This is a genomic window from Acinetobacter sp. YH01019 (assembly GCF_013420285.1).
Taxonomy (GTDB): domain Bacteria; phylum Pseudomonadota; class Gammaproteobacteria; order Pseudomonadales; family Moraxellaceae; genus Acinetobacter; species Acinetobacter gandensis.
In genome coordinates this window covers 208,138-230,943 of sequence record NZ_VOYM01000001.1, presented here as the reverse complement: position 1 = coordinate 230,943, position 22,806 = coordinate 208,138, and the positions used below count along the sequence as shown (strand labels likewise).

The following is a 22,806-nucleotide window of genomic DNA, read 5'->3' as shown; positions in this document are numbered from 1 at the left end:
ACTCTATCTCCAAGGGGTTAAAACATGCTGATTTATGTGATTCCATTAGTGATCTTAGTGATCGTTTTGGTAATATTGAACAAACGCCAAAAAGACCAAGAATCAGATAAAGCGACAAAGCCAGTAAAGGCAAAGAAAACTGGCACTTCAGCAAAAGCTGCCCCAAAGAAAACCCATGCTGTCGATAATACTGTTATCGAAAAGAAAAAAATGACAGAGCTTACTGCTGATACACGCAGTAAGATTGAAAAGCTGATTGCTGAGCGTAATTTCTTTTCAGCAGAAGCACAAATCAACCAATCTCTCAAAAAAGACAATTCGCAGCATGAATTGTATTTATATCTTTTAGACATTCATATTTTACAAAAAGATGAATTTGCGATCAGTCAGTTACTCAGTCACATCCGTTCATTAGAATTAGATGACATTCTTGAACAAGCTGATGTTAAAAAAGCTGAATACGAAGGCAATAAAGAGCAAAATGACAACAGTACTAATTTTGTATCACCTGTAGTTGAAGATACGACGCAGTCTACTAGCTCAAAAAATACGGCTGACTTTGATGCATTGATGGAGACGACAACAGCTCCTGCAGCAGAAAGTAAGGTTGAAGAAATTAAGCCACTTGATTTCAATTTCAGTTCAGCTCCAAAAGTTCAATCTGAAGTGGTTGAGAAACCGACTCAGGTAGAAGATATTAAGCCTTTAGAGTTTGAATCATTCACCACTCAAGACAAGCCAGTTATTACTGAGACAGCACCATTAGTAACACCAACAGAAACTGCAGTTGATGAAAACAAACCGCTTGATTTCAGTATGGACTTTGCACCATCAACTTCGTCAACAACTCAGCCTGTTGAAGCACTTAAAGCAACTGAAGATAAAATTGAACCACTTGATTTCTCTTTCACCACCGATGTCCCAAAAACTGAAGAAGCTAAAGTTGAAGAACCGACATTAAGTTTTGATTTAACGGGTTTTGACACAGCAAAGCAGGAAGAACAGCCTGAAACAGCATTAGACTTCAAACTTGATACTATTCCATCAGTTGAAGATAAGCCTGCAATAGCACCTTCTACAGGCCTAAGTTTTGATATTAGTGGTGTAAGTGCACCAGTTGTTGCATCCACAACTGATCATAATGATCCGCTGGTACAATCATTCCCTGAGTTGCTTGAAGTCAATGAAGCACAACTCAATATTGAACTTGCAGAGCAATATGTGAAATTAGGTGCTTACCAAGCTGCTCGTGATGTATTGGCAGAGAAAGAAGCTGAGTTTTCAACTGAACAACGCCAACAGGCAGAACAGTTACTGAATCAGATCGCATCTTAAGCAAAAGCCATTTAAAATAAAGCAGTCTTCCATGACTGCTTTTTTTATGATGAAAAAAATAGCTCTAATTTATATGGGTGGTACTTTTGGCTGTGTGGGTGAGCCGCTCAGCCCGATGCCTGCTGATGACTTTATTCCAAAACTCAAACATGTCCTACCCTTACATCTTGATATTGAATGTTTTGTCGCATCCGTTATACGGGATAGTAGTGCTTGCACTGCACTTGATTGGCTTACTCTCATCCATCAAATACAGCAACTTCAGTTACAACAATTCCAACATTTTGTCGTCATTCATGGTACTGACACTTTAAGTTACGCAAGTGCTGTATTGGCCCATTTTATAGGTCAATCTGCACATGTGGTCCTCACAGGCAGTCAGTATCCACTCTTTACTGTTTCAGGCGATAATACCCGCGAATTTACCGATGCAATTGATAATCTAAATTTTGCATTGGAATCTGTTCATACATCATCTGTGGGTGTGTATTTAGCATTTCACCATCATTTATATCATGCGCGATCAGCCTTAAAGGTACACACAACTGAACTGAAGGCCTTTGATGGCATAGATGCATCATTGCCAATTTCTTCAACTGATGCAGCTGTGATCATCAACGAACATATGCTAGAAAAGGCCGAAGCATTTAACTGTGTCAGCTATATGTGGCAACCCATTGCTCCTGCATTGCAAGTCGCAAATTTAAAAGCATTTTTACAACAACCGCCCGACGCCTTAATTTTGCAAGGTTTTGGTACAGGCAATATTTCAATTAATGCTGAACTTTTAGACTTATTCAAATCACTACAAAACAAAGGTTGCGCCATTCTACTCAGTACACAAGTGATTTTTGGCAGAATTGATCAACGCTATGCAATAAGCGAATGGGTACAACAAAGTGGGCTCTTGGTGAGTAATTGCTATGGGCATGCAGATCTTTATGCCAAATGCTTAAAAATGTATTTACAATACGACAGCGCAGCAGAATGGTCAGCGCATTGGAATGACTAAGGTAATTTGAGGTAACTATGCAACGTTTTGCAATTGGGATTGAGTTTTGTGGCATGCAGTATAAAGGCTGGCAAACTCAGCAACCGGGTGTACCAAGCGTGCAAGAAACCATTGAAACTGTCTTAAGTAAAGTTGCCAATGAACCGATTATGCTGCATGGCGCGGGTCGTACCGATGCAGGCGTACATGCCACCAATATGGTTGCGCATTTTGATACGAATGCGATTCGTCCTATTCGTGGCTGGCTCATGGGCAGTAATAGCCAACTGCCGAAAGACATCTCAATCCAATGGATTAAAGAGATGGATCACGAATTTCATGCGCGCTTCAAAGCGCAAGCACGACGTTATCGCTATGTGGTCTATAACAATCCCCAGCGCCCTGCCTTATTGCATAAACAAGTGACGCATGTATATGCCCAACTTGATGTTGCCAAAATGCAGCAAGCAGCAACAAAGTTTGAAGGCACACATAATTTTGAAAGCTTTCGTGCCGCTGCCTGTCAATCCAATCAGCCAGTCCGCCATGTACGTCACTGCCGCCTCATTCAACATGGCTGCTATTTAGTGCTTGATATTCAAGCTGATGGATTTTTACACCATATGGTTCGCAACATTATGGGCTGCCTCCTTGAAGTCGGTCAGGGCATGTATGAGATTGACCATATTGACGCGATTTTTGCCGCAGAAGACCGTAAAGCAGCAGGCGTGACTGCACCACCAGATGGTTTATATTTCATTCACGCAGACTATCCTGCACAGTTTGAATTACCTAAAGTTCCACTAGGGCCACATTGGTTAAATATGCCTGAGTAAAAAATCCCTCCCAGCCTCCCTTTTATAAAGGGAGGAGCAATCCTTCATTTTAAACTTGGGTTTATAAAGCTCCCATTTGACAATAAGAGGCACTCCCCTCCTTTATTAAAGGAGGGATTGGAGGGAGGATTTTATCGAAGAATAACCTTAACGCTGCTTACGCTTACGATATTCCACAGGCGTTTCATTGGTCCAGCGTTTAAACGCGCGATAGAACGTACTCGGCTCAGAAAAGCCGGTTAAATAGACAATGCGTTCAACACTTTCATTGGTATTCGCCAACAGTTTTTTCGCTAAACGACAGCGATAATCTGACAAGATTTGCTGGAAGCTGGTATTTGCTTCAGACAACTGAGTACGTAAGCGACGTGGTGTAATATTCAACTGCGCAGCGACTGTTTCTAGCGTTGTTTCCCCACTTTCAAGAGTTGAACCAATAGCACGTCGAACTTCACCCACCAAGTCATAGCGCGCCAATTCCTGCAATTTTTCAATCGCCAATTGTTCATGTAATTGTAATAGCTCAGGTTCTGCCTGCCACAACTGATATTCCAAAATGGCGGGATCAAAATACAGACGCGTTTCTTTCTGCCCTAGACTAACTGGGCATTCATAAATACGGAAATATTCATCATCCGATGCACCCTGACTAAAATTAAAGTCAATATAAATCGGTTGAAAACGCCCTTCTGTAATGAACTTAAAAAAACGTAAAACGCCAGATAAAGCGCATTCAGAAAAATGGCGATTGACAATGTTTTCTGCCCATGGCTGTTCACCATTGGTCAAATAACAACGGTCATCTTCAATGACTAATTTGGCATGAAAAGCATCGCTAATTAGACGTTGATAAGCCAAAGCACGCTTAAGCCCTTCACCAAAATTTTCAGATGAAATAAACAGGTGCTCAATCACTTGTCCGCGATATAAAGGCAAATGTTCACCGAGATGCAATCCGATGTCAGGATCCTTACTGACTTCTTCTGCAGCCACCCAAAAGGCAAATTGCGCGTTGAGCGGGGTACGGTCATTGGTTTCGACCTGATTTAAAGCGACACCCGCTTTTGTTAAAATTTCTTCTGTTGGTAATCCTGCACGACGAATCGCTTGATACCCCAAACGCAGTACAACAGATGCATCAGTTAGCTGACCCACTCCAGAACCTTCCTTGTATGTACTTCATTTATACCTAAAAAGATTGAATTTAGATTAACTGCGATTGACCAAACTGACAACAGTTAGCTGATCTTTTTTGTAGAAAATATTTAACTGATTTGTTCGCTTATTTAACTGACAGTCGATCACTGCAAAACCTGTAATGGCTTGTATTTCGCAAAAGAATTGACTATAATTTGCGCCTTTCCAATTTATTCTTTTAGGTAGGCTATGGCCAATAAAGAGGAACTCATCGAGTTCGAAGGCGTTGTCACCGAGACGCTTCCTAATACTATGTTCCGTGTACGTTTAGAAAACGGTCATGAAGTGATTGCTCACATCTCTGGTAAAATGCGTAAACATTACATCCGTATTTTGACTGGCGATAGTGTTAAAGTAGAAATGACTCCTTATGATTTATCTAAGGGTCGTATCACTTATCGTGCACGCTAAGTTTTAGCGAAAGCAAAAAAGCCACTGAAAATAGTGGCTTTTTTAATGTCTGCACAATCAATTCTAAAAGATCAAAACTTTAAAATTTGACTATTTATTCAGCTTAATTCCACTCATCCTATGGAATTACACGTGGTAACAATTACTTTAATTTCATCCAGATGCAATAACACAAACAATAATGAAGAACTTTATCATGTAAAAATATTTTGCATTTATATAGCACTGCCGCTGACAACTTGTGCAACAATGAAGCAAGAAAAATTAGATCAATCCCTACAACAATATATTGGACAGTCTGTCATACAAGTACAACAGCAACTCAATTTAACCCAAATGGGTTATCGTCAGGCAGCAGCAACCGTGCAAACTAAAAATACACTCACTTATACCATCTTGCATAATATGTATGGTTTTATCATATGCATGTTCCTATTGATACGCCCAATATCGGCACAAGCGTGACAATGGGAGCTGCCATACCTCCCCCCATCTAAAAGCAATCTCAGCGTTGAAATGAAATGCCAAATTCAATTTAAATTAGAAAATAATGTCGTACAGTCTGTACATTACATTGGAAAGGCATGTTGATTTCTTGCAATATGCTTTGATATGAGTGTGGTCTAATAGCGTTGCCATGTATCAAATTCATACACTTATTACGCTCACAACGGATTAAACTAAGAATTATTGTTGTTTCGTGAGGCTGTATTCCATGAAATTAAGCATGATTTTTCCTTTAGGTTTTTGGCATCTTCACTTTGGTTCCGTAGCTATCTGCAGCGCCATTCTGTTGTCAGCTTGTGCAGCGACATCAACAGTGCCAAGTTACGAGCGACATCGCTATTTAGAGTCATTTATTGGAAAGTCCAGTGAGACGATCCGTACTCAACTCAATTTAAGCCAATTAGGCTATCAAAATATCAGCCCCGCCGAATTACATCCAGATCGTTTGAGTTACCGAGTAGCACGACCTGTTAGTATTCCCCTCCCCATGGCGGACAATCCTGCTATGGGCATAGGCAGTGGTGCAGCTGTACCTATTCCGAGTGGCACGCATAGTTATGATGTCGAGCTAAGTTGCTTAATTGAATTCAAACTGAAAAATAATATTGCGACCGATGTGCAATTCACTGGGCGAACTTGCTAATTTAGTAGTAACTCTGCATATATTGCTATCCGGCATTTTTTCCAAAACATAAAAAACGCAGCGTTAAGCTGCGTTTTTTCAATTCAATGAAAACTTAGTTCAATGCTGTTACTACAGCTTGACCCATTTCCACTGTACCGACTTTCGTACTGCCTTCAGACATAATGTCACCTGTACGTAAGCCTTGATCCAAAACATTACCTACAGCATCTTCAATCGCTTTAGCGGCAGCTTCTTCACGGAATGTGTAACGAAGCATCATCGCAACAGAAAGAATTGTCGCTAATGGGTTAGCAATGTTTTGACCTGCGATGTCAGGCGCAGAACCATGACATGGCTCATACATACCTTTACCATTTTCATCCAAAGATGCTGATGGCAACATACCAATTGAGCCCGTTAACATCGCCGCTTCGTCCGATAAAATATCACCGAATAAGTTACCAGTTACGATCACATCAAACTGTTTCGGTGCGCGTACCAATTGCATTGCAGCATTGTCTACATACATATGAGACAAGTTGATTTCTGGGTATTGTTCTTCTTTCAATGCAGTAACGGTTTGTTTCCAAAGCTCAGTCACTTCAAGCACGTTGGCTTTATCTACCGAACATACTTTACCGCCACGTAAGTTAGCCATTTCAAAAGCAACTTTGGCAATACGTTTAATTTCAGACTCAGCATAAACGTCGGTGTTGAAACCTTGTTTTTCACCGTTTTCAAGCTCACGAATACCACGTGGTTGACCGAAGTAAATACCACCAGTCAATTCACGTACGATAAGAATATCCAAACCTGACACGATTTCAGGTTTCAAACTTGAAGCATCTGCCAATTGTGGATAAAGAATCGCTGGACGTAAATTCGCGAATAAATTTAATTCTGAGCGAATTTTTAACAAACCACGTTCTGGACGGATTGAACGTTCAATACTATCCCACTTCGGACCACCGACTGCACCTAACAAAATAGCATCAGCTTTTTTTGCTTGCGCTGCTGTTACGTCAGGGTATGGTGAACCATGTGCATCAATTGCTGCGCCACCTAATAAACCTTGTTCCCAAGTCAAACCTAAGTTGAATTTTTCATTCACACGTGTAAGCACTTGTTCAGCCGCTTTCACGATTTCAGGACCAATACCATCACCTGGTAAAATCAAAATATGTTTTGACATGAGTGTTTCCATTTATACGCTGGCTTTATTACCAGTCAGATTTAAAGTTTTTTTTCTACGAACTCACCAAGTCCTGTTAAGACATTGTATGGGCGGCAGAAACGTCGAATGGTCTTTTTTTCCTGAATCAAATCAACACATAAAGGATCTGGCGCAGATACAGCCAATAAACTGCCTTTTTGCTTTGAACGATCACGGAACATTTTAAAACTATACTGCTGCTTGGCTCTAAAATTATGAATCACATGCAGAGATTCGGCTTTATCGGTTGAAATTGGATAAAAGCGAATCACCACTTCATGCTGTCCCGGTGGCACAGAAAGATATAATGCATTCGGATCTGATAACGAATGGCCATTTAAACGGACAATGCCCGCTTTAATTGCAGCACGTTGAACGTGGTGATTACTCGAATCAACCACCATTAATTTATCAAAACGCTCAAACTCACACGTCGCTCGACCTACGCAACGAATGACTGCATTATTTTTCGTGCTTTCAGTTTCTTTCACATTTTTAATGCGTGCTGTGTCAATGGTTTGACATGCACCCAGTGATGCTAGCACCACGCCTGTAACAATCAGCTGACCGAAGAACTTTCGCATTATTCGAACCCAACCTGTTCAATTCTGACTAACGTATAAATTTTGTTATGTCTGATATTAACAAGAGTTGGACATAGATACTACAGCGAAGTTCTTGGTCCATACTTAGGCTTTAATCTCAGCAAAAACCCAAGGTCGTGATTGCTTGGTTTTTTCTTCATAAGCTCGAATATCATCTGCAGCTTGCAAAGTTAGACCAATATCATCCAAACCATTTAATAAACAGTGTTTGCGAAATGGATCAACTTCAAATTTGAATGCTTCGCCTGTCGGGGTACGAACTTCTTGTGCTTCTAGATCAATGATTAATTGATAGCCTTCAGTCGCAAAACATTCTTTAAAAAGTTGATCTACAATCTCTTCAGACAAAATCACGGGCAACATGCCATTTTTAAAGCTGTTGTTATAGAAAATGTCTGCATAGCTTGGCGCAATCACAGTACGGAAACCGTATTCTTCCAAAGCCCACGGCGCATGTTCACGGCTAGAACCACAACCAAAGTTGGCACGTGAAATCAAGATTGATGCACCTTGATAACGAGCTTGGTTTAATGCGAAATCTGGGTTTAATGGACGTTTTGAGTTATCTAAGCCCAAATAACCTTCATCTAAATAACGCAATTCATCAAATAAGTTTTCACCAAAACCAGTGCGTTTGATTGATTTCAAGAACTGTTTTGGAATGATTAAATCAGTATCGACATTGGCACGGTCTAAAGGTGCAACGATACCTTGTTCAACGGTATATTTTTTCATGCTGTTTGCTCCTAGCTGCCAATATTAGAAAGAACGTACATCAACAAAGTGACCTGCAATTGCGGCTGCTGCTGCCATTGCTGGGCTTACTAAGTGAGTGCGACCGCCATTGCCTTGACGACCTTCAAAGTTACGGTTCGAGGTTGATGCACAGTGCTCACCCGGTTGTAATTTGTCAGCGTTCATCGCTAAGCACATTGAACAACCTGGCTCACGCCATTCAAAACCAGCTTCTATCAAAATTTTGTCTAAGCCTTCAGCTTCAGCTTGCGCTTTCACCAAACCTGAACCTGGAACAACCATCGCTTGTTTAATACTTGATGCAACTTTTTTGCCTTTTGCAATTTCTGCTGCTGCACGAATATCTTCAATACGCGAGTTGGTGCAAGAACCAATAAACACACGGTCTAATTGAATATCTGCTAACGCCTGACCTGCGGTTAAACCCATGTAATTATACGCACGTGTCCAGTCATTACGCTGAACATCATCCTTTGCTTGTTCTAAGGTTGGCACAGCTTGAGTCACAGGAATCACCATCTCAGGAGACGTTCCCCAAGACACTTGTGGCTCAATTTCTTCACCTTGCAATACCACAACGGTATCAAAGTGTGCATCTTCATCAGAATGCAAGGTATTCCAGTATGCAACTGCTTGATCCCACTGCTCACCTTTCGGTGCATAAGGACGATTTTTCACATATTCAATGGTTTTTTCATCGACAGCGACCATACCCACACGAGCACCGCCTTCGATTGCCATATTACATACGGTCATACGGCCTTCAATCGACATATCACTGAACACTTGACCACCAAATTCAATCGCGTGACCTGTACCACCTGCGGTACCAATTTTTCCAATAATCGCTAAAACCACGTCTTTAGATGTTACGCCTTGACCTAATTTTCCATCAACGCGAACCAACATGTTTTTCATTTTCTTTTGAACTAAGCATTGAGTTGCCAATACATGTTCAACTTCAGATGTACCAATACCATGTGCCAAGCAACCAAATGCACCATGTGTCGCAGTATGCGAGTCACCACATACCACGGTCATACCAGGCAAAGTTAAACCTTGCTCAGGCCCGACCACATGTGCAATCCCTTGACGCACGTCATTAATGTCAAATTGCGCAACATTAAAAGTTTTGCAGTTATCATCTAAAGTTTGTACTTGAATACGAGAAGTATCATCTTCAATACCAGCAATACCTTCAGAACGTTCTTTTTTAGAAGTAGGTACGTTATGGTCAGGTGTTGCAACGTTTGCACTTAAACGCCATGGTTTTCGTCCCGCAAGCTGTAGACCTTCAAATGCTTGTGGTGAAGTTACTTCATGCAATAAATGACGGTCGATATATAATAATGATGAGCCATCATCTCGTTGTTTTACTAAATGGTCATCCCACAATTTGTCATACAATGTTTTTGCTTTTTGGGTTTCGCCTGCCATGTCGATTTGCTCCACTGGACTGGGTAAATTCTTTCGTTAAATCGATTATAACGAGCTATTAACATAAATCTAATTTATCATTTTTATTAGTTTAAAAACTTATAGGAATGATAAAAAGTCAGTGATTTCACTGCTTTTTTAAATCTAATTATCTAGCTGAAAACAGCGCCAATTCTGGCTTAACGCCTAGTTTCTCTTCGACATTTCGCCTGCATTTTTATAAGCATAATCATTCTGCAAAGGCATAATTAAAAAATTCAATGATGATAAATTGAAATTTCTCTTTTACAATGCAAATAAGAATCATTATTATTAAATCAAGCCAAAATGAATTGATTAAACAAGGAGCATTCTCATGGCACACATTAACAAATTCGTCGAAAACAATCAGCGCATGTTTAAGAAAACATTGAGCTATTACATCATGCACATTACGGTTGCGATGCTTGTTGGTTATTTTGTCACTGGCAGCTGGGCAATGGCTATTACTTTAAGTTTACTTGAACCGACTGTTCAAGCATTTGCCTTCTTCTTCCACGAAAAAGCTTGGGAAAAGAAAGATAAAATTGATCAGGAAAATATTCCCGCTTAATTTCCTTTCGCTGTTCCTTGTTCAAAACCACCTTCGGGTGGTTTTTTTATTCTGCATCACGTTTATAGAGCAGGATTGTCACAACTGTAAATCCGATGAGACTACAATTTATCTTGCTGTGTTTCATGCGCATGCACTAACTGCTCAATTGCAATAAGTAACTGTGTTTTCGCTGCATTACATTCAGCTGCGGCTTGATTTTCATCATCTTCATCGTCTGCAAGTTCATATACGGCACAGCGCTTTTCAACCGTACCTTCAAAAATGTCCAGTAGATTTTTTATATGTTTAAGATCCATATCTTTATCCCTCAAGGAAAATATCAACAAGTTCTGCACATTTTCCAGTTTTATGTCTAATGTTCAGTATCATCCAATGTGATTCGCGCCAAGACTTCAAACAGTTGATTCAAGTCGAAAACAGCCTTTCTATTATTCTTAAAATTGCCATTTAAATTTTTCTATAAATTAGCACTGAAATTCGCCTAAGTTACGAGTTGTCTTTGACTTCATTGAGTACATTCAAACCATGCCTCAATGCCTGTACTCACACTATTATGCACATTGTCATCAATGCATAAATCAGAGACTTTGTAACAACGAATGAAGAAAAAAATACATATCTAAAAAATAACTTTAATGAAAGAAAATTTGCTCATTCAGCGCATTTTTTCAAATCTTAGCTGAGTCTCGCTGTAACCAGATGTTAGTCACGACATGAATGATTAAAAGCGCCTCATTCGCCCTTTTATGCAAAGAATTTATTTAAAGTGATTAGAAAACGATAACTTAAATAAAAATAACTCTGTGTTACTTATGCAAAATAATGATAGCAAACGTAATGAATGCTTAGTTTTAAATCAAAAGATACAACTTTCCCTTTGATTTATTCTTAAAATATTATAACAATGCATATAAGCATAAAAATTCTTTATAGGAATGAAGATGAATCTCGCAGCCTTTGAAGCCTTTGTAAAAGTCATGGAAACTGGTTCGATCTCCTTGGCAGCAGATCAACTCTTCATTACCCAACCTGCTGTCACCAAACGTATTCATAGTTTAGAAGAATACTTTGGCGTGAAATTATTTGAATCTGCTGGTCGTGGTGTACAAGCTACGCATGCTGCAAATTCACTTTTGCCAAAAGTAAAAAGCTGGTTGAATGAATTGGGTGATATTCACCATACCTTGAGCCATGAACAAGGTCAGGTACAAGGCAAATTAAAAATTGGTACTAGCCATCACATTGGTTTACATCATTTGCCACACCACTTACAGCGCTATGTACAACAATATCCTGAAGTGACTTTAGACGTGCATTTTGTTGATTCAGAACAAGCACATGAGCAAGTCCTTGCAGGCGATCTTGAATTGGCATTTTTAACCTTGCCACCGCAAGGTGATAGTCGTTTGAAATACATTACGACTTGGAATGATCCATTGGTATTTGTGGTATCACCTTTCCATCCTTTAGCACAAATTGAACATTTAACTTTAGAAGATTTGATTCAATACCCAAGTCTATTGCCTGCTGCACAGACTTATACCAGTCAAATCACTCTAGCTGAATTTGAAAAGCATGGACTCAAACCAAAAGTAACCATGAGTAACAATTCTCTTGAATCAATTCGAATGTTGGTATCGATTGGTCTAGGTTGGTCAGTTTTACCTAAAACCTTATTGAACCAGGACTTAAAACAGTTAGATTTAGCTTCGAATATGAATCGTAAATTAGGGATCGTTTGGCACCCAGGCCGTACCCAATCTCGTGCTGCTGAAAAATTAGTTGAATTGATGAAAGATATTTAATGCTTCAATAGACAAAGCAAAAGCCACCTGTACGGTGGCTTTTTTTATAACAAAAAAAGGAATCTATTTTGTCACTGAATCTTCATGCAAAGATTCATTGAGCTGATCGATAATAATCGCCCATTCACCATCAGACTTAATTTTTTCTGCCAAAAATTGACGCTGCCCCTCAGTCCAATAATCAGCTTCAGTAATTTTGGTATGCGCACTCAATTGATGGGTCACAATAAACAAAGCAATTGCTTCTTCGCTTGACTCCAAGCCTAGCTGTTCAAATAGATTCGTCATACGTGGACGTACACTCATTGTTATGCTCCTCAGCCGATTTTATTGGGATGTTTTAATCTTCAATTGTTCTGCTCTAAGGATATAACATGGAACATCCATGTACTCAATTATAGAATTCTATAGCGGTGAAAAATGAATAAAAGGCAGGCTCAACATCACCACCACCACGATTTGAATAAATAACCATAACACAGGTACGCCTAGACTTACGCCACCTTCTTCAGCAAAGACCTTTTCATTGTATTTGGGGTGATTCATATAAGCTTTGGTTTTTTGCTGTGCAAATTTGAGGTACAAATCTTTGCCCATCAAGCCAATCAATATGTTAGGTACAAATGACAATGCGGCAATGGATTGTACAGATAGTCCAACAATTTCCACTACCAATCCCACCACGAACATAATTGCAAGCCACAAGAAGAAGTAGCTATACATTTTGCGATATAGCAGCCAATACACCCCAAAAATTAAACCCGCCCAGCTCAAAGCTAATGGTTTCGTTGTCACATTTTTCTGTTCAAGATAACTTAAATAGTGTGCTGCTCTTGGCCCAATAAAAATACGTAGTAAATGTTTAAAATTTTCTGCTGGCTGCATAAAAAGAAAAATTAAAGGAATATTAAGCTTAGTGTAGCGAATATTCGCTACATAAAAAAAGCACCCGAAGGTGCTTTAAATGACACTGCTGTAAAACTGTTAAGCTTGGATTGACCAATCCTGAATATCCCAGCCCTGTTCTTTAGCTAAAACTTCTAAGCGATCATCTGGGTTGACTGCAATCGCATGATCCGCATATTCCAATAAGAATCGGTCATTGATTGAATCTGAATAAGCCCAAGATTCCGTCACATCACGGCCTTCAAGCCATTGATTGAGACGTACTAATTTGCCCTTTTGGTAGCACGGCGTATTCATCACTTTTCCTGTGTATTTACCATCCACAATTTCTGCATTTGTAGCGATAATTTCAGTAATACCAAACTCACGGAAAATCGGGGCGGTAATAAAATCAGATGTTGCTGTAATCCCAACCAATTGATGGCCCGCCTCTTGATGGCGTTGAATTGCTGCAAAACCTTCAGGGCGCATTTGTGCACGAATCACTTTTTTCATGAACAGTTCGTGCAACTCAGTTAAATAAACGGTGTCATGCTTCGTTAAAAACTGAAAGACAAATTCATTGTAAGCAATTGGATCAAGCTGACCTTTTTTATAATCGTCATAAAACTTGTCATTCATAGCACGGTGATGAATCGGATCAACCAAGCCTTCATTGACCAAAAACTCTCCCCATGAATGGTCTGAGTCGGTATTTAATAAGGTGTGATCAAGGTCAAACAGTGCCAATTTCATGAAAATACTCGTAAAAGCTGAAATTTAAGAAAAAAATTGTAAATCTATCTCCGCTAGTCGATAGAAATTCGTTAAGATCATAACAATTTTAACATTTTTACACTTTGCTTTTTCGAGATGGACACAGAAATAAACGTCCCCGAGCACAAAGTCATAAATTAGACAATTTTTAGGTAGCCAAATGATCGATTCAGAAGGTTTCCGACCCAACGTCGGGATCATTTTGGCAAACGACATTGGACAAGTTTTATGGGCAAAGCGCATTGGTCACAATGCTTGGCAATTTCCACAAGGTGGTATCCAACATGGAGAAACCCCCGAACAGGCACTTTACCGTGAGCTGAGAGAAGAAGTTGGCTTACTGCCCGAACACGTCCAGGTGATAGCACAAACCCAAGGGTGGTTGCGCTATCGTTTGCCGCATCGGTATATACGCACGGATTCAGACCCTGTATGTATTGGTCAAAAACAAAAGTGGTTTTTACTCAAACTGACGGCTTCAGCACACAATATTCAGCTGGATTTGTCAGACCCACCAGAGTTTGATCAATGGCAATGGGTCAGCTACTGGTATCCATTGGGTCAAGTCGTGAATTTTAAGCGTGATGTATACCGCAAAGCCATGGTGGAACTGTGCAATCAGCTTCCACAGAAACCATAAAAATTTGCCCAGCTTGTGCAGATTTTTTAGATGAGTGTTGTTATAAATAAAACAGAATAAATTAAGGAGCAGAGCCGATGTCGAACATGCAGCTGGATACATTAAGACGCATAGTCCAAGAGATTAATGCGTCAGCCAGTTTGCATGAATCATTAGACATTATGGTCAACCAAGTGGCTGAAGCCATGCATGTTGATGTTTGCTCCATTTACCTGCTTGACGAACGTAATCATCGTTATTTACTGATGGCTTCAAAGGGTTTAAACCCTGAAGCTGTGGGTCATGTTTCATTACACACCAGTGAGGGTCTGGTGGGTTTAGTGGGACAACGTGAAGAAATCGTCAACCTAGACAACGCACCGAAGCATGAACGCTTCATGTACTTACCGGAAACCGGCGAGGAAATTTATAATTCATTCCTTGGTGTACCTGTCATGTACCGCCGAAAAGTAATGGGCGTATTGGTGGTTCAAAACAAAGAACCTCAAGACTTCTCTGAAGCAGCAGAATCTTTCCTTGTTACGCTTTGTGCACAACTCTCAGGGGTAATTGCCCATGCACATGCTGTAGGCAATATTGAAGTATTCCGTAAACCAAATAATCTGCCAGCATATAAAACCTTTCAAGGTATATCAGGTTCAGGTGGTATCGCACTGGGTCGCGCCGTAATCCTCTATCCTCCAGCCGATTTAGCCTCAGTACCAGACCGCGAAGCCGATGACATTAGTGAGGAATTGGAATTACTTGATAATGCCATCGATTCGGTGCGTCAAGAAATTCAGTCGCTTGATGACAAAATGCAAGATGCCTTGATGGCTGAAGAACGTGCACTATTTAGCGTATTCTTACGTATGTTGGATGAAAATGCCCTTCCCGCTGAAATTAAAAACGAAATTCGCGACGGTCACTGGGCACAAGGTGCTGTTCGCATTGTCATTGATAAGCACATCGCACTGTTCGCACAGATGGAAGATGACTACTTACGTGAACGCGTTTCCGACTTAAAAGACCTTGGTCGTCGTATTTTAGCTTTCTTGCAAGAAGCCGATGCGAGCCATCGTGAAATCACAGATGAAAGCATTTTAATTGGCGATGAAATTTCCACGGCAGCTTTGGTTGAACTGCCAGTCGATAAAATTGCGGCAATTGTCACCACTGAAGGGGCAATGAACTCGCACATGGTCATTGTAGCGCGTGCCCTTGGTATTCCAACGGTCGTTGGTGTAACAGAACTTCCGATTAATACCCTTGATGATGTTGAAATGATTGTCGATGCGCATCAAGGCCGTGTATTCATCAATCCACCACGTCGTTTGCGTACTCGCTATAAAGAAATTCAAAAAGAAGAAGAACAGATTGCTAAAGATTTGAAGCAATATGAAACTAAAGATGCCATTACTCCAGATGGTGTCGCAGTTAAACTGTATGTGAATACAGGCCTCATGATTGATGTAGTTCGTGGTGTACAACGTGGTGCCAAAGGTGTCGGACTCTATCGTTCTGAAATTCCGTTTATGCTACGTGACCGCTTCCCCGGCGAAGAAGAACAGCGAGCGATTTACCGTCAGCAGCTCAGTCACTTTGCCAATAAACCCGTGGTGATGCGTACTCTCGATATTGGTGCAGATAAAGACTTACCTTATTTCTCCATTGAAGAAGAAAACTCAGCACTCGGTTGGCGTGGTATTCGTTTTACCCTTGATCATCCTGAAATTTTTTCTTCGCAAATCCGTGCAATGCTCAAAGCGAGTATTGGCTTAAATAACTTACATATTTTACTGCCAATGGTGACCAGTGTTAGTGAGGTTGAAGAAGCGTTATACCTCCTTGAACGCGATTGGGTGGCTGTACAAGAAGAAGAACAAGTCAAAATTACCAAACCTAAAATTGGCATCATGGTCGAAGTGCCAAGTGTACTTTTACAAATTGAAGAATTCGCAGAATTAGTCGACTTTTTCTCGGTGGGTTCAAACGATTTAACCCAGTATTTATTGGCGGTTGACCGTAATAATCCACGCGTTGCCAACTTATATTCACATTCGCACCCGGCTGTGCTGCGCGCACTGACACGTTTAGTTCAACAGTGCCATGAATACGACAAACCAATCAGCATTTGTGGTGAGATGGCAGGTGATCCTTTAACCGCAATTCTATTAATGGCAATGGGCTTCAACACCCTATCCATGAGTTCAAGCAATATTTTGAAAGTGCGTAAAGCGATTTGTCATGTTCCGATGCCTGATGCTAAGGAACTATTAGAACGCGCGGTGAACATGAGTAATCCACTGATGGTGAAAAGTATGATGGAATATTACTTTAAGACACATGGTCTCGGCGATATGGTGAAATCTGCAACACGAATAGTCAGTTAAATTGTAAAAATACAGACCAATAAAAAGGGAGATAGTCATTTGAGTATCTCCCTTTTTTGTGCTTGTCATAGCCACGTTTTGCATTTTTCTTTCGATCTACAAAAGTTTGGCTTTTGTTAAAATCGTTCATGTGTTTTGCCACAAAGTTGCGCATTTCAACTTCTGGCAGGACTTTTTTCTTTGCCATTTGCATTCACCTTTTATGCCCACACAACACCATGTGGATGTAATGCATATATTGGACATTTTTAGGTAAATTTCAAGCCTTTTTAATCGTGCTTAAAATAAACGTGCATAGACGGGTGCCATCACATTAAGCTCTTTATATAACAGGCTGATGGCTAGAAAGCCCATAATACCCGCCAAACTCCGTACCAACTTTTTTTGCACATGCAGTGGCTTTAAAAATTTCTTTAAGCTCATTGAGCAGAAAATGTAGAGTCCACCAATGACAGTCAATGTCAGCAATGTAACGACCATCAGTATAGGGCTTTTTTGCTGCAAAGATACCGAGCCAAAAATTGCAGGCACTAAGGCCAAATAAAAAGAAATCGTCTTCGGATTACTTAGTGTAATCAATAGCCCCTCTTTGTAGGCTGTAAGGGTTTTTCCTAAATTGAGTTCATTGCTACTGGCCAGTAAATCTCCCTTAAATGTCCAAAACTGATACGCCAAATACAGTAAATAACAGCTCGAAAAGACGATTAAATAAAATGAAAAGTTTGGGCTGAGTTGACTGATATAACTTAATAAAAAAATCGATGCAGACAGATAAATCATGTCCGCTGTCATTAGACCCAAAAGCATGACGATACCCACCTGATAACCTTGAGATAATGTCTTAAACATGAGTCCTGTCATGCCCGGCCCTGGTAATAATGCCGCCAAAAACAGCGTAAAAATATAAGTAGAAAGTTGTGTGAAATGTTCCATGTTGCACAGATAAGATCAGCAATGAATGGCGCTATTTTTGAATAATTTTAGAGGTAAAACTGATCTATTTATTTTATAAAAACGCAATAAAAGGGTATAAATAACCGATGTATTCATTTTTAGGGTTATTTATACCAATGAGCCTTTTAGATAAAACTGATGCTAAAATTCTAAAGTACCTACAAGAAGACTCACGCATGACCAATGCCGAATTGGCAGAGCAAATTGGTATGTCCACTTCACCCTGTTGGCGTCGTGTGAAACAGCTAGAAGATACTCAAGTGATTAAGGGCTATGGCGTATTACTCGACCGTAAAAAAATCGGGCAAGGCGTGATGGTTTTTATTCGTGTATCCATTGATAGTCACAGCGAAAAAGAAGCCAAAAAGTTTGAAGAGCGGGTCTCTGAACTTGAACATGTGGTGGCCTGCTATAGCGTGGGCGGAGATGCAGACTTTTTACTTCAGGTGGTGTCTCCTGATCTCGACACCTATGCTGAATTTTCTATGTCGACCATTCGCCGCTTACCTGGGATTAAAGAAATGCAAAGTATTTTTGTGCTAAAAGAAATTAAGCCTTTTTTGGGTTATCCGATTCAAAGTCGAAAATAAAATACTGACTAAAGCCCTCTCCCAAAGGGAGAGGAAAATACGTTGCATTTAACTTGCGAAAGCCCTTTCCAGCAAACGCTCCACATCGACCATTTTGGCGTCCAACATCCCCACTACTTGCCCATGTTTAGCGCTATAACGGCTTTGAATAAAACCTGCTGCCACATAGTCAGGTGCATATCTTTTTAATAATACCGCTTGTGCCAAGACCGTTAAGCGACTGACCAAACTGCGCCCCATAAATTGTAAATCTTCAGGTGACTGATGAAATGATTTAAACAAGTCTTGTAATTCGGTTTGCAGGGTTGCATCTGTATTTGCTGTGGTGGCTAAATCTTTAAATAATACTTCGATGGACTCAGCATCACGTGCAACTGCACGCAGCACATCCAAACACATAACATTGCCTGAACCTTCCCAAATGGTATTCACAGGTGCTTCTTTAAAAATGCGCGCCATGATGCCGTTGTCTACATAGCCATTGCCGCCAAAGACTTCCATCATTTCACCACTCAGCTCTACTGTACGCTTACAAATCCAGAACTTAGCAGCTGGGGTCATAATACGCTTCCATGCCACAGACAAAGCATCATCGGATTCATAACACTGCGCCAAATGAAAACTGAGCTGAGTGGCTGCTTCACTTTCTAAAGCTAAATCTGCCAAAACTGCACGCATCAATGGTTGCTCAATCAATAATTTACCGAAGGCTTTTCGCTGACGCGTATAAGCAATGCTCTGCACGAGGGCTTGGCGTAGCATGGCACTTGAACCGACTGAACAGGTTAAACGTGTATAATTGGCCATTTCAATAATAGTCGGTATCCCACGCCCTGCTTCGCCAATCATGATACCCCACGCATTTTTAAATTCGACTTCTGAACTTGAGTTGCTACGGTTACCGACTTTTTCTTTTAAGCGTTGCACCTGAATTTGATTTTTGCTGCCATCTTCCAACCAACGCGGCACAAAAAAGCAGGCTAAACCGTCTTGCTCGGTTTTTGCCACCACCAAATGCGCATCACACATCGGCGCAGAGAAAAACCATTTGTGCCCTGTGAGTAAATAAGCTTGGCCTCGACCTGTTTCTGCAATAGGTGCAGCAAGGGTTTCATTGGCACGCACATCCGATCCACCCTGTTTTTCGGTCATGCCCATACCGAGCCAAATCGACTTTTTCTGTGCAATTGGGACATCACGCTCATCATATTCGGTGGATAAAAGCTTCTCACCTATTTTTGCCCAAAGTTCAGGTTCACGTTGTATGAGTGGAATGCTACCCAGCGTCATCGAATTTGGGCATAAGTTGCCACACTCGACCTGCCCCGCTAGATAAAAACGCGCTGCCCATTCAACCCATTTACTTTTAGAATTCGGCTGATTGAAAGGATGTGCATGGGTATCAAACTGGCGGTTTAGACTCATCCATTTATGCCATGCGGGATGAAATACAATGTAGTCTTTCCGGCGTCCACGCGCATCGAAGGATTGTAAAATTGGAGTGTGGCGATTTGCGAGATCTGCATATTCATAATATTCACTAGAACCTACAGCTTTGCCCATTTCGCACAATGTCGCCTGATCATGACTGCCATAACGTTTTAATATTTCGTGTAAAACCGTATCACTGGAAAATAGATTATAGTTTTCCAATTCATCAAATTGATTCGTAATTTGATGGGTCATCCATGCCTGATCGAATGTCGGATTTGATGTCTGCATTGTTTATATTTCCTGCTTGTTCTTATCTCCATTTCATTTCAGTATAGACAATTATTTACTGCTATATGTTCGGCTTTTCTTGGCCTATCTTTATGAAACATTCTGAGATAAACGTACGACGTAAGCCTCGTCAATCACGCGCCAAGCTCACGCAAGAGGCATTGCAAGAAAGTTTTGTTCGGCTTTTGCATGAACGGCCTGCCGACAAAATTACCATTCGTGAAATTACTGATCTCGCAGGTGTCGGTTTAGGCACCTTTTATGAGTATTTTTCAAAAAAAGAAGATTTGATTGCGCTGACTATTCATTTACATGTGAAACACAATGCCGAACAGATGAAAACTTATGCACAATCGCTGATGAAGTTATCCACAAATTTGGACTTATCTGCTTATGTTCAGCACATGATTCATTTTCAAATTAAGCAAGTTAAAGCACAGCAATTTTTATGGGCACAGGTATTTTTGTTAGAACGACAGATTTCTAGTATTGAAATCTATCAAAAAAGCTATGCCATGATGGTAGAGATGTGGCGCACGATTTTGACACATTTTAAAGCTGAAATTGCGCTTGATCGGCTGGCGTTGAATTTTCAGCGAGTGTGTTACGGATTTATTTCGCAGAGCTTGTTAGTAACCCCTGAGTTTGCGAAATGGCATGATTTAGAGCGAGATATAATTCATATGTTGCGCGATTAGACCTCACGGACAAGTTGCTGACGTTTCAAATGCATTGGTTAATAAAATAAAGTCATGTTATTTATAAAAAAACCGGCTCTTAAACCGGTTTTTTTAGATATTTAGGAAATTTATTTTTACGGCAGAAGAAAATCATTCATCACTTTGCTTATCCGGCAATAAAAGTGCTTTAGAAGTTAAGCTTTTATTGCCAGCTAACTTATCTCATTTACACGCCTTTGCAATGCTGCCGTGTTCTAAGCTCTTTAAAAACTCAGCCGTATATTTCGGGCTATGGCGTAATGCATCTCGATGATCGCCATTTGGGATCGCATGATAGACCGCTGGCAATTTTTGTTTGCACACTTGCTGGTAATAACTTTGTGTATCGCGATGATCGACCAAATGGTCTGCTGTACCCTGAACAAACATCAATGGTACGGTTGGCTTCATATATTCAATCGACTGTCGTTTTAAGTAGCTTAATAAAGGTTTTAAGTCTGTATCTTTTTTAAAGATTGGCTGAGGTGCTTGTTCTAACTCAGTTTGTAGTTCTGACAAACAGCGTTTACGGGCCTGATTTAGTAAAGACTGCATATCTGGACTAACCAGTTGATCTACATTGATCGATGGATCTGCTGCGGCTGCTCCCAACAACACGATTGGGAAAAATGCCGCTACATTGGTATCTGGATTTGGATTGGTTTGTACGTATTCAGCAATGCCTTCATATTGATAACCACCCGGTGCCAAGGCGATTGCAGCTTTAAGATTCAATTCAGGCGCATCTTTTTGCCCCTGAGCTGCAACCGCAATAGCAGCTGCACCACCTTGACTATGCCCCATCACCACCCAATCTTTATTAAACTGCTTCGGCTTCCAAGAATGCAATGCACGCACAGAATCCACCACATTATAAACTTGACTCGCTGCATTCATATAAGGATGCATCCCCGGTGTACCCAGTCCTTGATAATCTGTTGCAATCACCGTATAGCCACGCATCAACCAACTGTCGAGTGCACCATCAATGACTTCTTGCAAACTATGCACAGGCCCACCTGCATAATCACTTGATGGAGCACATGTATCAGCCACACCAGTCGTGCCATGTGCCCATGCCAATACGGGCCAGCCTTGTTTAGGTGCTTGTCCTTTAGGTAGTAAAATATAACCCGAAGTCACAATGGGTTCACCATTAACCCCTCGACTACGATACGTGATCACATAACGTTGCCCAGCATGTTGATATGATGTAGGAATCGATTCACGTTGCAGTGACAACATCGAACCTGGCAACAATGCTGCAATATTGTTTTTAGTTTGAGAAATATCAGCTTTAGGCATCACTGTATCTGCCGCATACAATTCAGTTGCACTTAAGCCAACAATTGAGCCAGCAATGACTTAGGCGCTGGAGAACTTTGATAAATATTTTCTTTGATTCAACATAATAAACCTCTGAACGTTCATTCAAGTTACACGTTGTTTATCTAAAAATAAGAAACTCATAATCACTGTTTATTTAATTCTTGTCTTACAGCTACATATCGATTTTTTACAAACTATAAATGGTGCTTTCAACCCTCTTTTCAATTAGCCCACTTTTTCAATTCCGCTTAGCCCTAATTAAAGGCTTTTTATAAAAAGTCCAGCTTAGTACATAAAATCGTTTTATGTATTTCGTAAAAGTTAAAGATAGCTGTACCAACTGGCATCAATCCATAAAAATTTATTTACATTTTTTTAAACGACGTAATCCACTTGCCAATATTTCTTCAGCTGTATTTTCAGCATATTTAAGTATTAAATAATGTCTTTAATGTTGAAAAACGCTCCAATATTAATAGCTCAAAAATGTCTTTCATTAACTAGA

The 22,806-nt window shown here is 40.3% G+C and carries 25 protein-coding genes; 12 read left to right on the top strand and 13 right to left on the bottom strand.

Annotated elements, in window-relative coordinates; genetic code table 11:
- Positions 1–24 precede the first annotated feature (24 nt).
- From FTT84_RS01140 to truA, 3 genes are read left to right on the top strand one after another with little or no spacing between them, the layout of a single operon-like run.
- Entirely contained in the window at positions 25–1,335 is a 1,311-nt protein-coding gene (locus tag FTT84_RS01140) for a fimbrial protein FimV (RefSeq protein ID WP_180079642.1), read from the top strand.
- Between the two features lie 49 nt (positions 1,336–1,384).
- A complete protein-coding gene (locus FTT84_RS01135) occupies positions 1,385–2,347 on the top strand; it encodes an asparaginase domain-containing protein (protein WP_180079684.1) in 963 nt (320 codons plus the stop codon).
- 17 nt (positions 2,348–2,364) lie between these two features.
- A complete protein-coding gene (gene truA / locus FTT84_RS01130; RefSeq protein ID WP_180058457.1) occupies positions 2,365–3,162 on the top strand; it encodes a tRNA pseudouridine(38-40) synthase TruA in 798 nt (265 codons plus the stop codon).
- A gap of 147 nt (positions 3,163–3,309) precedes the next feature.
- On the opposite strand, the gene FTT84_RS01125 is transcribed toward truA, so the two are convergent.
- Positions 3,310–4,317 (bottom strand): AraC family transcriptional regulator, encoded by a 1,008-nt coding sequence (locus FTT84_RS01125; RefSeq protein WP_067763848.1) that lies wholly within the window; start codon positions 4,315–4,317, stop codon positions 3,310–3,312.
- Positions 4,318–4,548: 231 nt separating this feature from the next.
- Between FTT84_RS01125 and infA the strand changes: the two genes are divergently transcribed.
- From infA to FTT84_RS01110, 3 genes are all read left to right on the top strand, one after another.
- Positions 4,549–4,770 (top strand): translation initiation factor IF-1, encoded by a 222-nt coding sequence (gene infA, locus FTT84_RS01120; protein WP_004692529.1) that lies wholly within the window; start codon positions 4,549–4,551, stop codon positions 4,768–4,770.
- Positions 4,771–5,019: 249 nt separating this feature from the next.
- Positions 5,020–5,235: a hypothetical protein gene (locus FTT84_RS01115; RefSeq protein ID WP_162270483.1), complete on the top strand. Its 216-nt coding sequence runs from the start codon at positions 5,020–5,022 to the stop codon at positions 5,233–5,235.
- A 250-nt stretch (positions 5,236–5,485) separates the two neighbouring features.
- Positions 5,486–5,920: a hypothetical protein gene (locus tag FTT84_RS01110; protein WP_257223343.1), complete on the top strand. Its 435-nt coding sequence runs from the start codon at positions 5,486–5,488 to the stop codon at positions 5,918–5,920.
- A gap of 94 nt (positions 5,921–6,014) precedes the next feature.
- On the opposite strand, the gene leuB is transcribed toward FTT84_RS01110, so the two are convergent.
- The 4 genes from leuB to leuC all read right to left on the bottom strand — a co-directional run bounded on the left by leuB (position 6,015) and on the right by leuC (position 9,913).
- Entirely contained in the window at positions 6,015–7,094 is a 1,080-nt protein-coding gene (gene leuB, locus FTT84_RS01105) for a 3-isopropylmalate dehydrogenase (RefSeq protein WP_067763852.1), read from the bottom strand.
- A 41-nt stretch (positions 7,095–7,135) separates the two neighbouring features.
- Positions 7,136–7,699, bottom strand: coding sequence for a hypothetical protein (locus FTT84_RS01100; RefSeq protein ID WP_067763855.1), 564 nt, complete (start codon positions 7,697–7,699; stop codon positions 7,136–7,138).
- A 105-nt stretch (positions 7,700–7,804) separates the two neighbouring features.
- Entirely contained in the window at positions 7,805–8,455 is a 651-nt protein-coding gene (leuD, locus tag FTT84_RS01095) for a 3-isopropylmalate dehydratase small subunit (protein WP_067763859.1), read from the bottom strand.
- Between the two features lie 24 nt (positions 8,456–8,479).
- A complete protein-coding gene (leuC, locus tag FTT84_RS01090) occupies positions 8,480–9,913 on the bottom strand; it encodes a 3-isopropylmalate dehydratase large subunit (protein WP_180079640.1) in 1,434 nt (477 codons plus the stop codon).
- Positions 9,914–10,268: 355 nt separating this feature from the next.
- On the opposite strand from leuC, the gene FTT84_RS01085 reads away from it, so the two are divergent.
- Positions 10,269–10,505: a DUF2061 domain-containing protein gene (locus tag FTT84_RS01085; protein WP_067763865.1), complete on the top strand. Its 237-nt coding sequence runs from the start codon at positions 10,269–10,271 to the stop codon at positions 10,503–10,505.
- A 101-nt stretch (positions 10,506–10,606) separates the two neighbouring features.
- Here the strand turns inward: FTT84_RS01085 and FTT84_RS01080 are convergent, their stop codons facing one another.
- Positions 10,607–10,804, bottom strand: a complete 198-nt coding sequence (locus FTT84_RS01080) for a hypothetical protein (RefSeq protein WP_067763869.1) — start codon at positions 10,802–10,804, stop codon at positions 10,607–10,609.
- Between the two features lie 645 nt (positions 10,805–11,449).
- Between FTT84_RS01080 and FTT84_RS01075 the strand changes: the two genes are divergently transcribed.
- Complete coding sequence (locus tag FTT84_RS01075) at positions 11,450–12,313, top strand: LysR family transcriptional regulator (protein ID WP_067763872.1); 864 nt, start codon at positions 11,450–11,452, stop codon at positions 12,311–12,313.
- 63 nt (positions 12,314–12,376) lie between these two features.
- Here FTT84_RS01075 and FTT84_RS01070 read toward each other — a convergent pair whose 3' ends face one another.
- The 3 genes from FTT84_RS01070 to FTT84_RS01060 all read right to left on the bottom strand — a co-directional run bounded on the left by FTT84_RS01070 (position 12,377) and on the right by FTT84_RS01060 (position 13,954).
- Positions 12,377–12,619 carry a DUF2789 family protein gene (locus FTT84_RS01070; protein WP_067763876.1) on the bottom strand — a complete coding sequence of 81 codons (243 nt, stop codon included), beginning with the start codon at positions 12,617–12,619 and terminating at the stop codon, positions 12,377–12,379.
- Positions 12,620–12,718: 99 nt separating this feature from the next.
- Positions 12,719–13,198 carry a DUF2628 domain-containing protein gene (locus tag FTT84_RS01065; RefSeq protein ID WP_067763879.1) on the bottom strand — a complete coding sequence of 160 codons (480 nt, stop codon included), beginning with the start codon at positions 13,196–13,198 and terminating at the stop codon, positions 12,719–12,721.
- 99 nt (positions 13,199–13,297) lie between these two features.
- The gene (locus FTT84_RS01060) at positions 13,298–13,954 is read right to left on the bottom strand and encodes an HAD family phosphatase (protein ID WP_180079638.1); all 657 of its coding nucleotides are present in this window, start codon (positions 13,952–13,954) and stop codon (positions 13,298–13,300) included.
- 181 nt (positions 13,955–14,135) lie between these two features.
- Between FTT84_RS01060 and FTT84_RS01055 the strand changes: the two genes are divergently transcribed.
- Positions 14,136–14,615 carry an RNA pyrophosphohydrolase gene (locus FTT84_RS01055; protein ID WP_180058402.1) on the top strand — a complete coding sequence of 160 codons (480 nt, stop codon included), beginning with the start codon at positions 14,136–14,138 and terminating at the stop codon, positions 14,613–14,615.
- A 77-nt stretch (positions 14,616–14,692) separates the two neighbouring features.
- Positions 14,693–16,987, top strand: a complete 2,295-nt coding sequence (gene ptsP / locus FTT84_RS01050; protein WP_180079635.1) for a phosphoenolpyruvate--protein phosphotransferase — start codon at positions 14,693–14,695, stop codon at positions 16,985–16,987.
- Here ptsP and FTT84_RS01045 read toward each other — a convergent pair.
- On the bottom strand, positions 16,980–17,174 hold the full coding sequence (locus FTT84_RS01045; RefSeq protein WP_180079633.1) for a hypothetical protein: 195 nt from the start codon (positions 17,172–17,174) through the stop codon (positions 16,980–16,982). The two genes, ptsP and FTT84_RS01045, sit on opposite strands and share 8 nt — an antisense overlap.
- A 92-nt stretch (positions 17,175–17,266) precedes the next feature.
- Positions 17,267–17,920 (bottom strand): LysE family translocator, encoded by a 654-nt coding sequence (locus FTT84_RS01040; RefSeq protein ID WP_180079631.1) that lies wholly within the window; start codon positions 17,918–17,920, stop codon positions 17,267–17,269.
- 137 nt (positions 17,921–18,057) lie between these two features.
- Between FTT84_RS01040 and FTT84_RS01035 the strand changes: the two genes are divergently transcribed.
- A complete protein-coding gene (locus FTT84_RS01035) occupies positions 18,058–18,531 on the top strand; it encodes an Lrp/AsnC family transcriptional regulator (protein ID WP_257223342.1) in 474 nt (157 codons plus the stop codon).
- A gap of 48 nt (positions 18,532–18,579) precedes the next feature.
- Here the strand turns inward: FTT84_RS01035 and FTT84_RS01030 are convergent, their stop codons facing one another.
- The gene (locus tag FTT84_RS01030; protein ID WP_180079629.1) at positions 18,580–20,253 is read right to left on the bottom strand and encodes an acyl-CoA dehydrogenase family protein; all 1,674 of its coding nucleotides are present in this window, start codon (positions 20,251–20,253) and stop codon (positions 18,580–18,582) included.
- Between the two features lie 92 nt (positions 20,254–20,345).
- Between FTT84_RS01030 and FTT84_RS01025 the strand changes: the two genes are divergently transcribed.
- Entirely contained in the window at positions 20,346–20,951 is a 606-nt protein-coding gene (locus FTT84_RS01025; RefSeq protein WP_067764153.1) for a TetR/AcrR family transcriptional regulator, read from the top strand.
- Positions 20,952–21,155: 204 nt separating this feature from the next.
- Here FTT84_RS01025 and FTT84_RS01020 read toward each other — a convergent pair whose 3' ends face one another.
- A complete protein-coding gene (locus FTT84_RS01020; RefSeq protein WP_373684981.1) occupies positions 21,156–22,280 on the bottom strand; it encodes an alpha/beta fold hydrolase in 1,125 nt (374 codons plus the stop codon).
- Between the last annotated feature and the right edge of the window lie 526 nt (positions 22,281–22,806).

Coding starts and splice junctions, on each gene's coding strand:
- FTT84_RS01110 (WP_257223343.1), top strand. CDS start 5,486: ATGAAATTAAGCATGATTTTTCCTTTAGGTTTTTGGCATCTTCACTTT.
- leuC (WP_180079640.1), bottom strand. CDS start 9,913: ATGGCAGGCGAAACCCAAAAAGCAAAAACATTGTATGACAAATTGTGG.
- FTT84_RS01030 (WP_180079629.1), bottom strand. CDS start 20,253: ATGCAGACATCAAATCCGACATTCGATCAGGCATGGATGACCCATCAA.
- FTT84_RS01060 (WP_180079638.1), bottom strand. CDS start 13,954: ATGAAATTGGCACTGTTTGACCTTGATCACACCTTATTAAATACCGAC.
- FTT84_RS01035 (WP_257223342.1), top strand. CDS start 18,058: ATGAGCCTTTTAGATAAAACTGATGCTAAAATTCTAAAGTACCTACAA.
- infA (WP_004692529.1), top strand. CDS start 4,549: ATGGCCAATAAAGAGGAACTCATCGAGTTCGAAGGCGTTGTCACCGAG.
- FTT84_RS01055 (WP_180058402.1), top strand. CDS start 14,136: ATGATCGATTCAGAAGGTTTCCGACCCAACGTCGGGATCATTTTGGCA.
- FTT84_RS01045 (WP_180079633.1), bottom strand. CDS start 17,174: ATGGCAAAGAAAAAAGTCCTGCCAGAAGTTGAAATGCGCAACTTTGTG.
- FTT84_RS01080 (WP_067763869.1), bottom strand. CDS start 10,804: ATGGATCTTAAACATATAAAAAATCTACTGGACATTTTTGAAGGTACG.
- FTT84_RS01025 (WP_067764153.1), top strand. CDS start 20,346: ATGAAACATTCTGAGATAAACGTACGACGTAAGCCTCGTCAATCACGC.
- FTT84_RS01075 (WP_067763872.1), top strand. CDS start 11,450: ATGAATCTCGCAGCCTTTGAAGCCTTTGTAAAAGTCATGGAAACTGGT.
- FTT84_RS01115 (WP_162270483.1), top strand. CDS start 5,020: ATGAAGCAAGAAAAATTAGATCAATCCCTACAACAATATATTGGACAG.
- truA (WP_180058457.1), top strand. CDS start 2,365: ATGCAACGTTTTGCAATTGGGATTGAGTTTTGTGGCATGCAGTATAAA.
- FTT84_RS01065 (WP_067763879.1), bottom strand. CDS start 13,198: ATGCAGCCAGCAGAAAATTTTAAACATTTACTACGTATTTTTATTGGG.
- FTT84_RS01040 (WP_180079631.1), bottom strand. CDS start 17,920: ATGGAACATTTCACACAACTTTCTACTTATATTTTTACGCTGTTTTTG.
- FTT84_RS01085 (WP_067763865.1), top strand. CDS start 10,269: ATGGCACACATTAACAAATTCGTCGAAAACAATCAGCGCATGTTTAAG.
- FTT84_RS01070 (WP_067763876.1), bottom strand. CDS start 12,619: ATGAGTGTACGTCCACGTATGACGAATCTATTTGAACAGCTAGGCTTG.
- FTT84_RS01135 (WP_180079684.1), top strand. CDS start 1,385: ATGAAAAAAATAGCTCTAATTTATATGGGTGGTACTTTTGGCTGTGTG.
- FTT84_RS01100 (WP_067763855.1), bottom strand. CDS start 7,699: ATGCGAAAGTTCTTCGGTCAGCTGATTGTTACAGGCGTGGTGCTAGCA.
- FTT84_RS01140 (WP_180079642.1), top strand. CDS start 25: ATGCTGATTTATGTGATTCCATTAGTGATCTTAGTGATCGTTTTGGTA.
- leuB (WP_067763852.1), bottom strand. CDS start 7,094: ATGTCAAAACATATTTTGATTTTACCAGGTGATGGTATTGGTCCTGAA.
- ptsP (WP_180079635.1), top strand. CDS start 14,693: ATGTCGAACATGCAGCTGGATACATTAAGACGCATAGTCCAAGAGATT.
- leuD (WP_067763859.1), bottom strand. CDS start 8,455: ATGAAAAAATATACCGTTGAACAAGGTATCGTTGCACCTTTAGACCGT.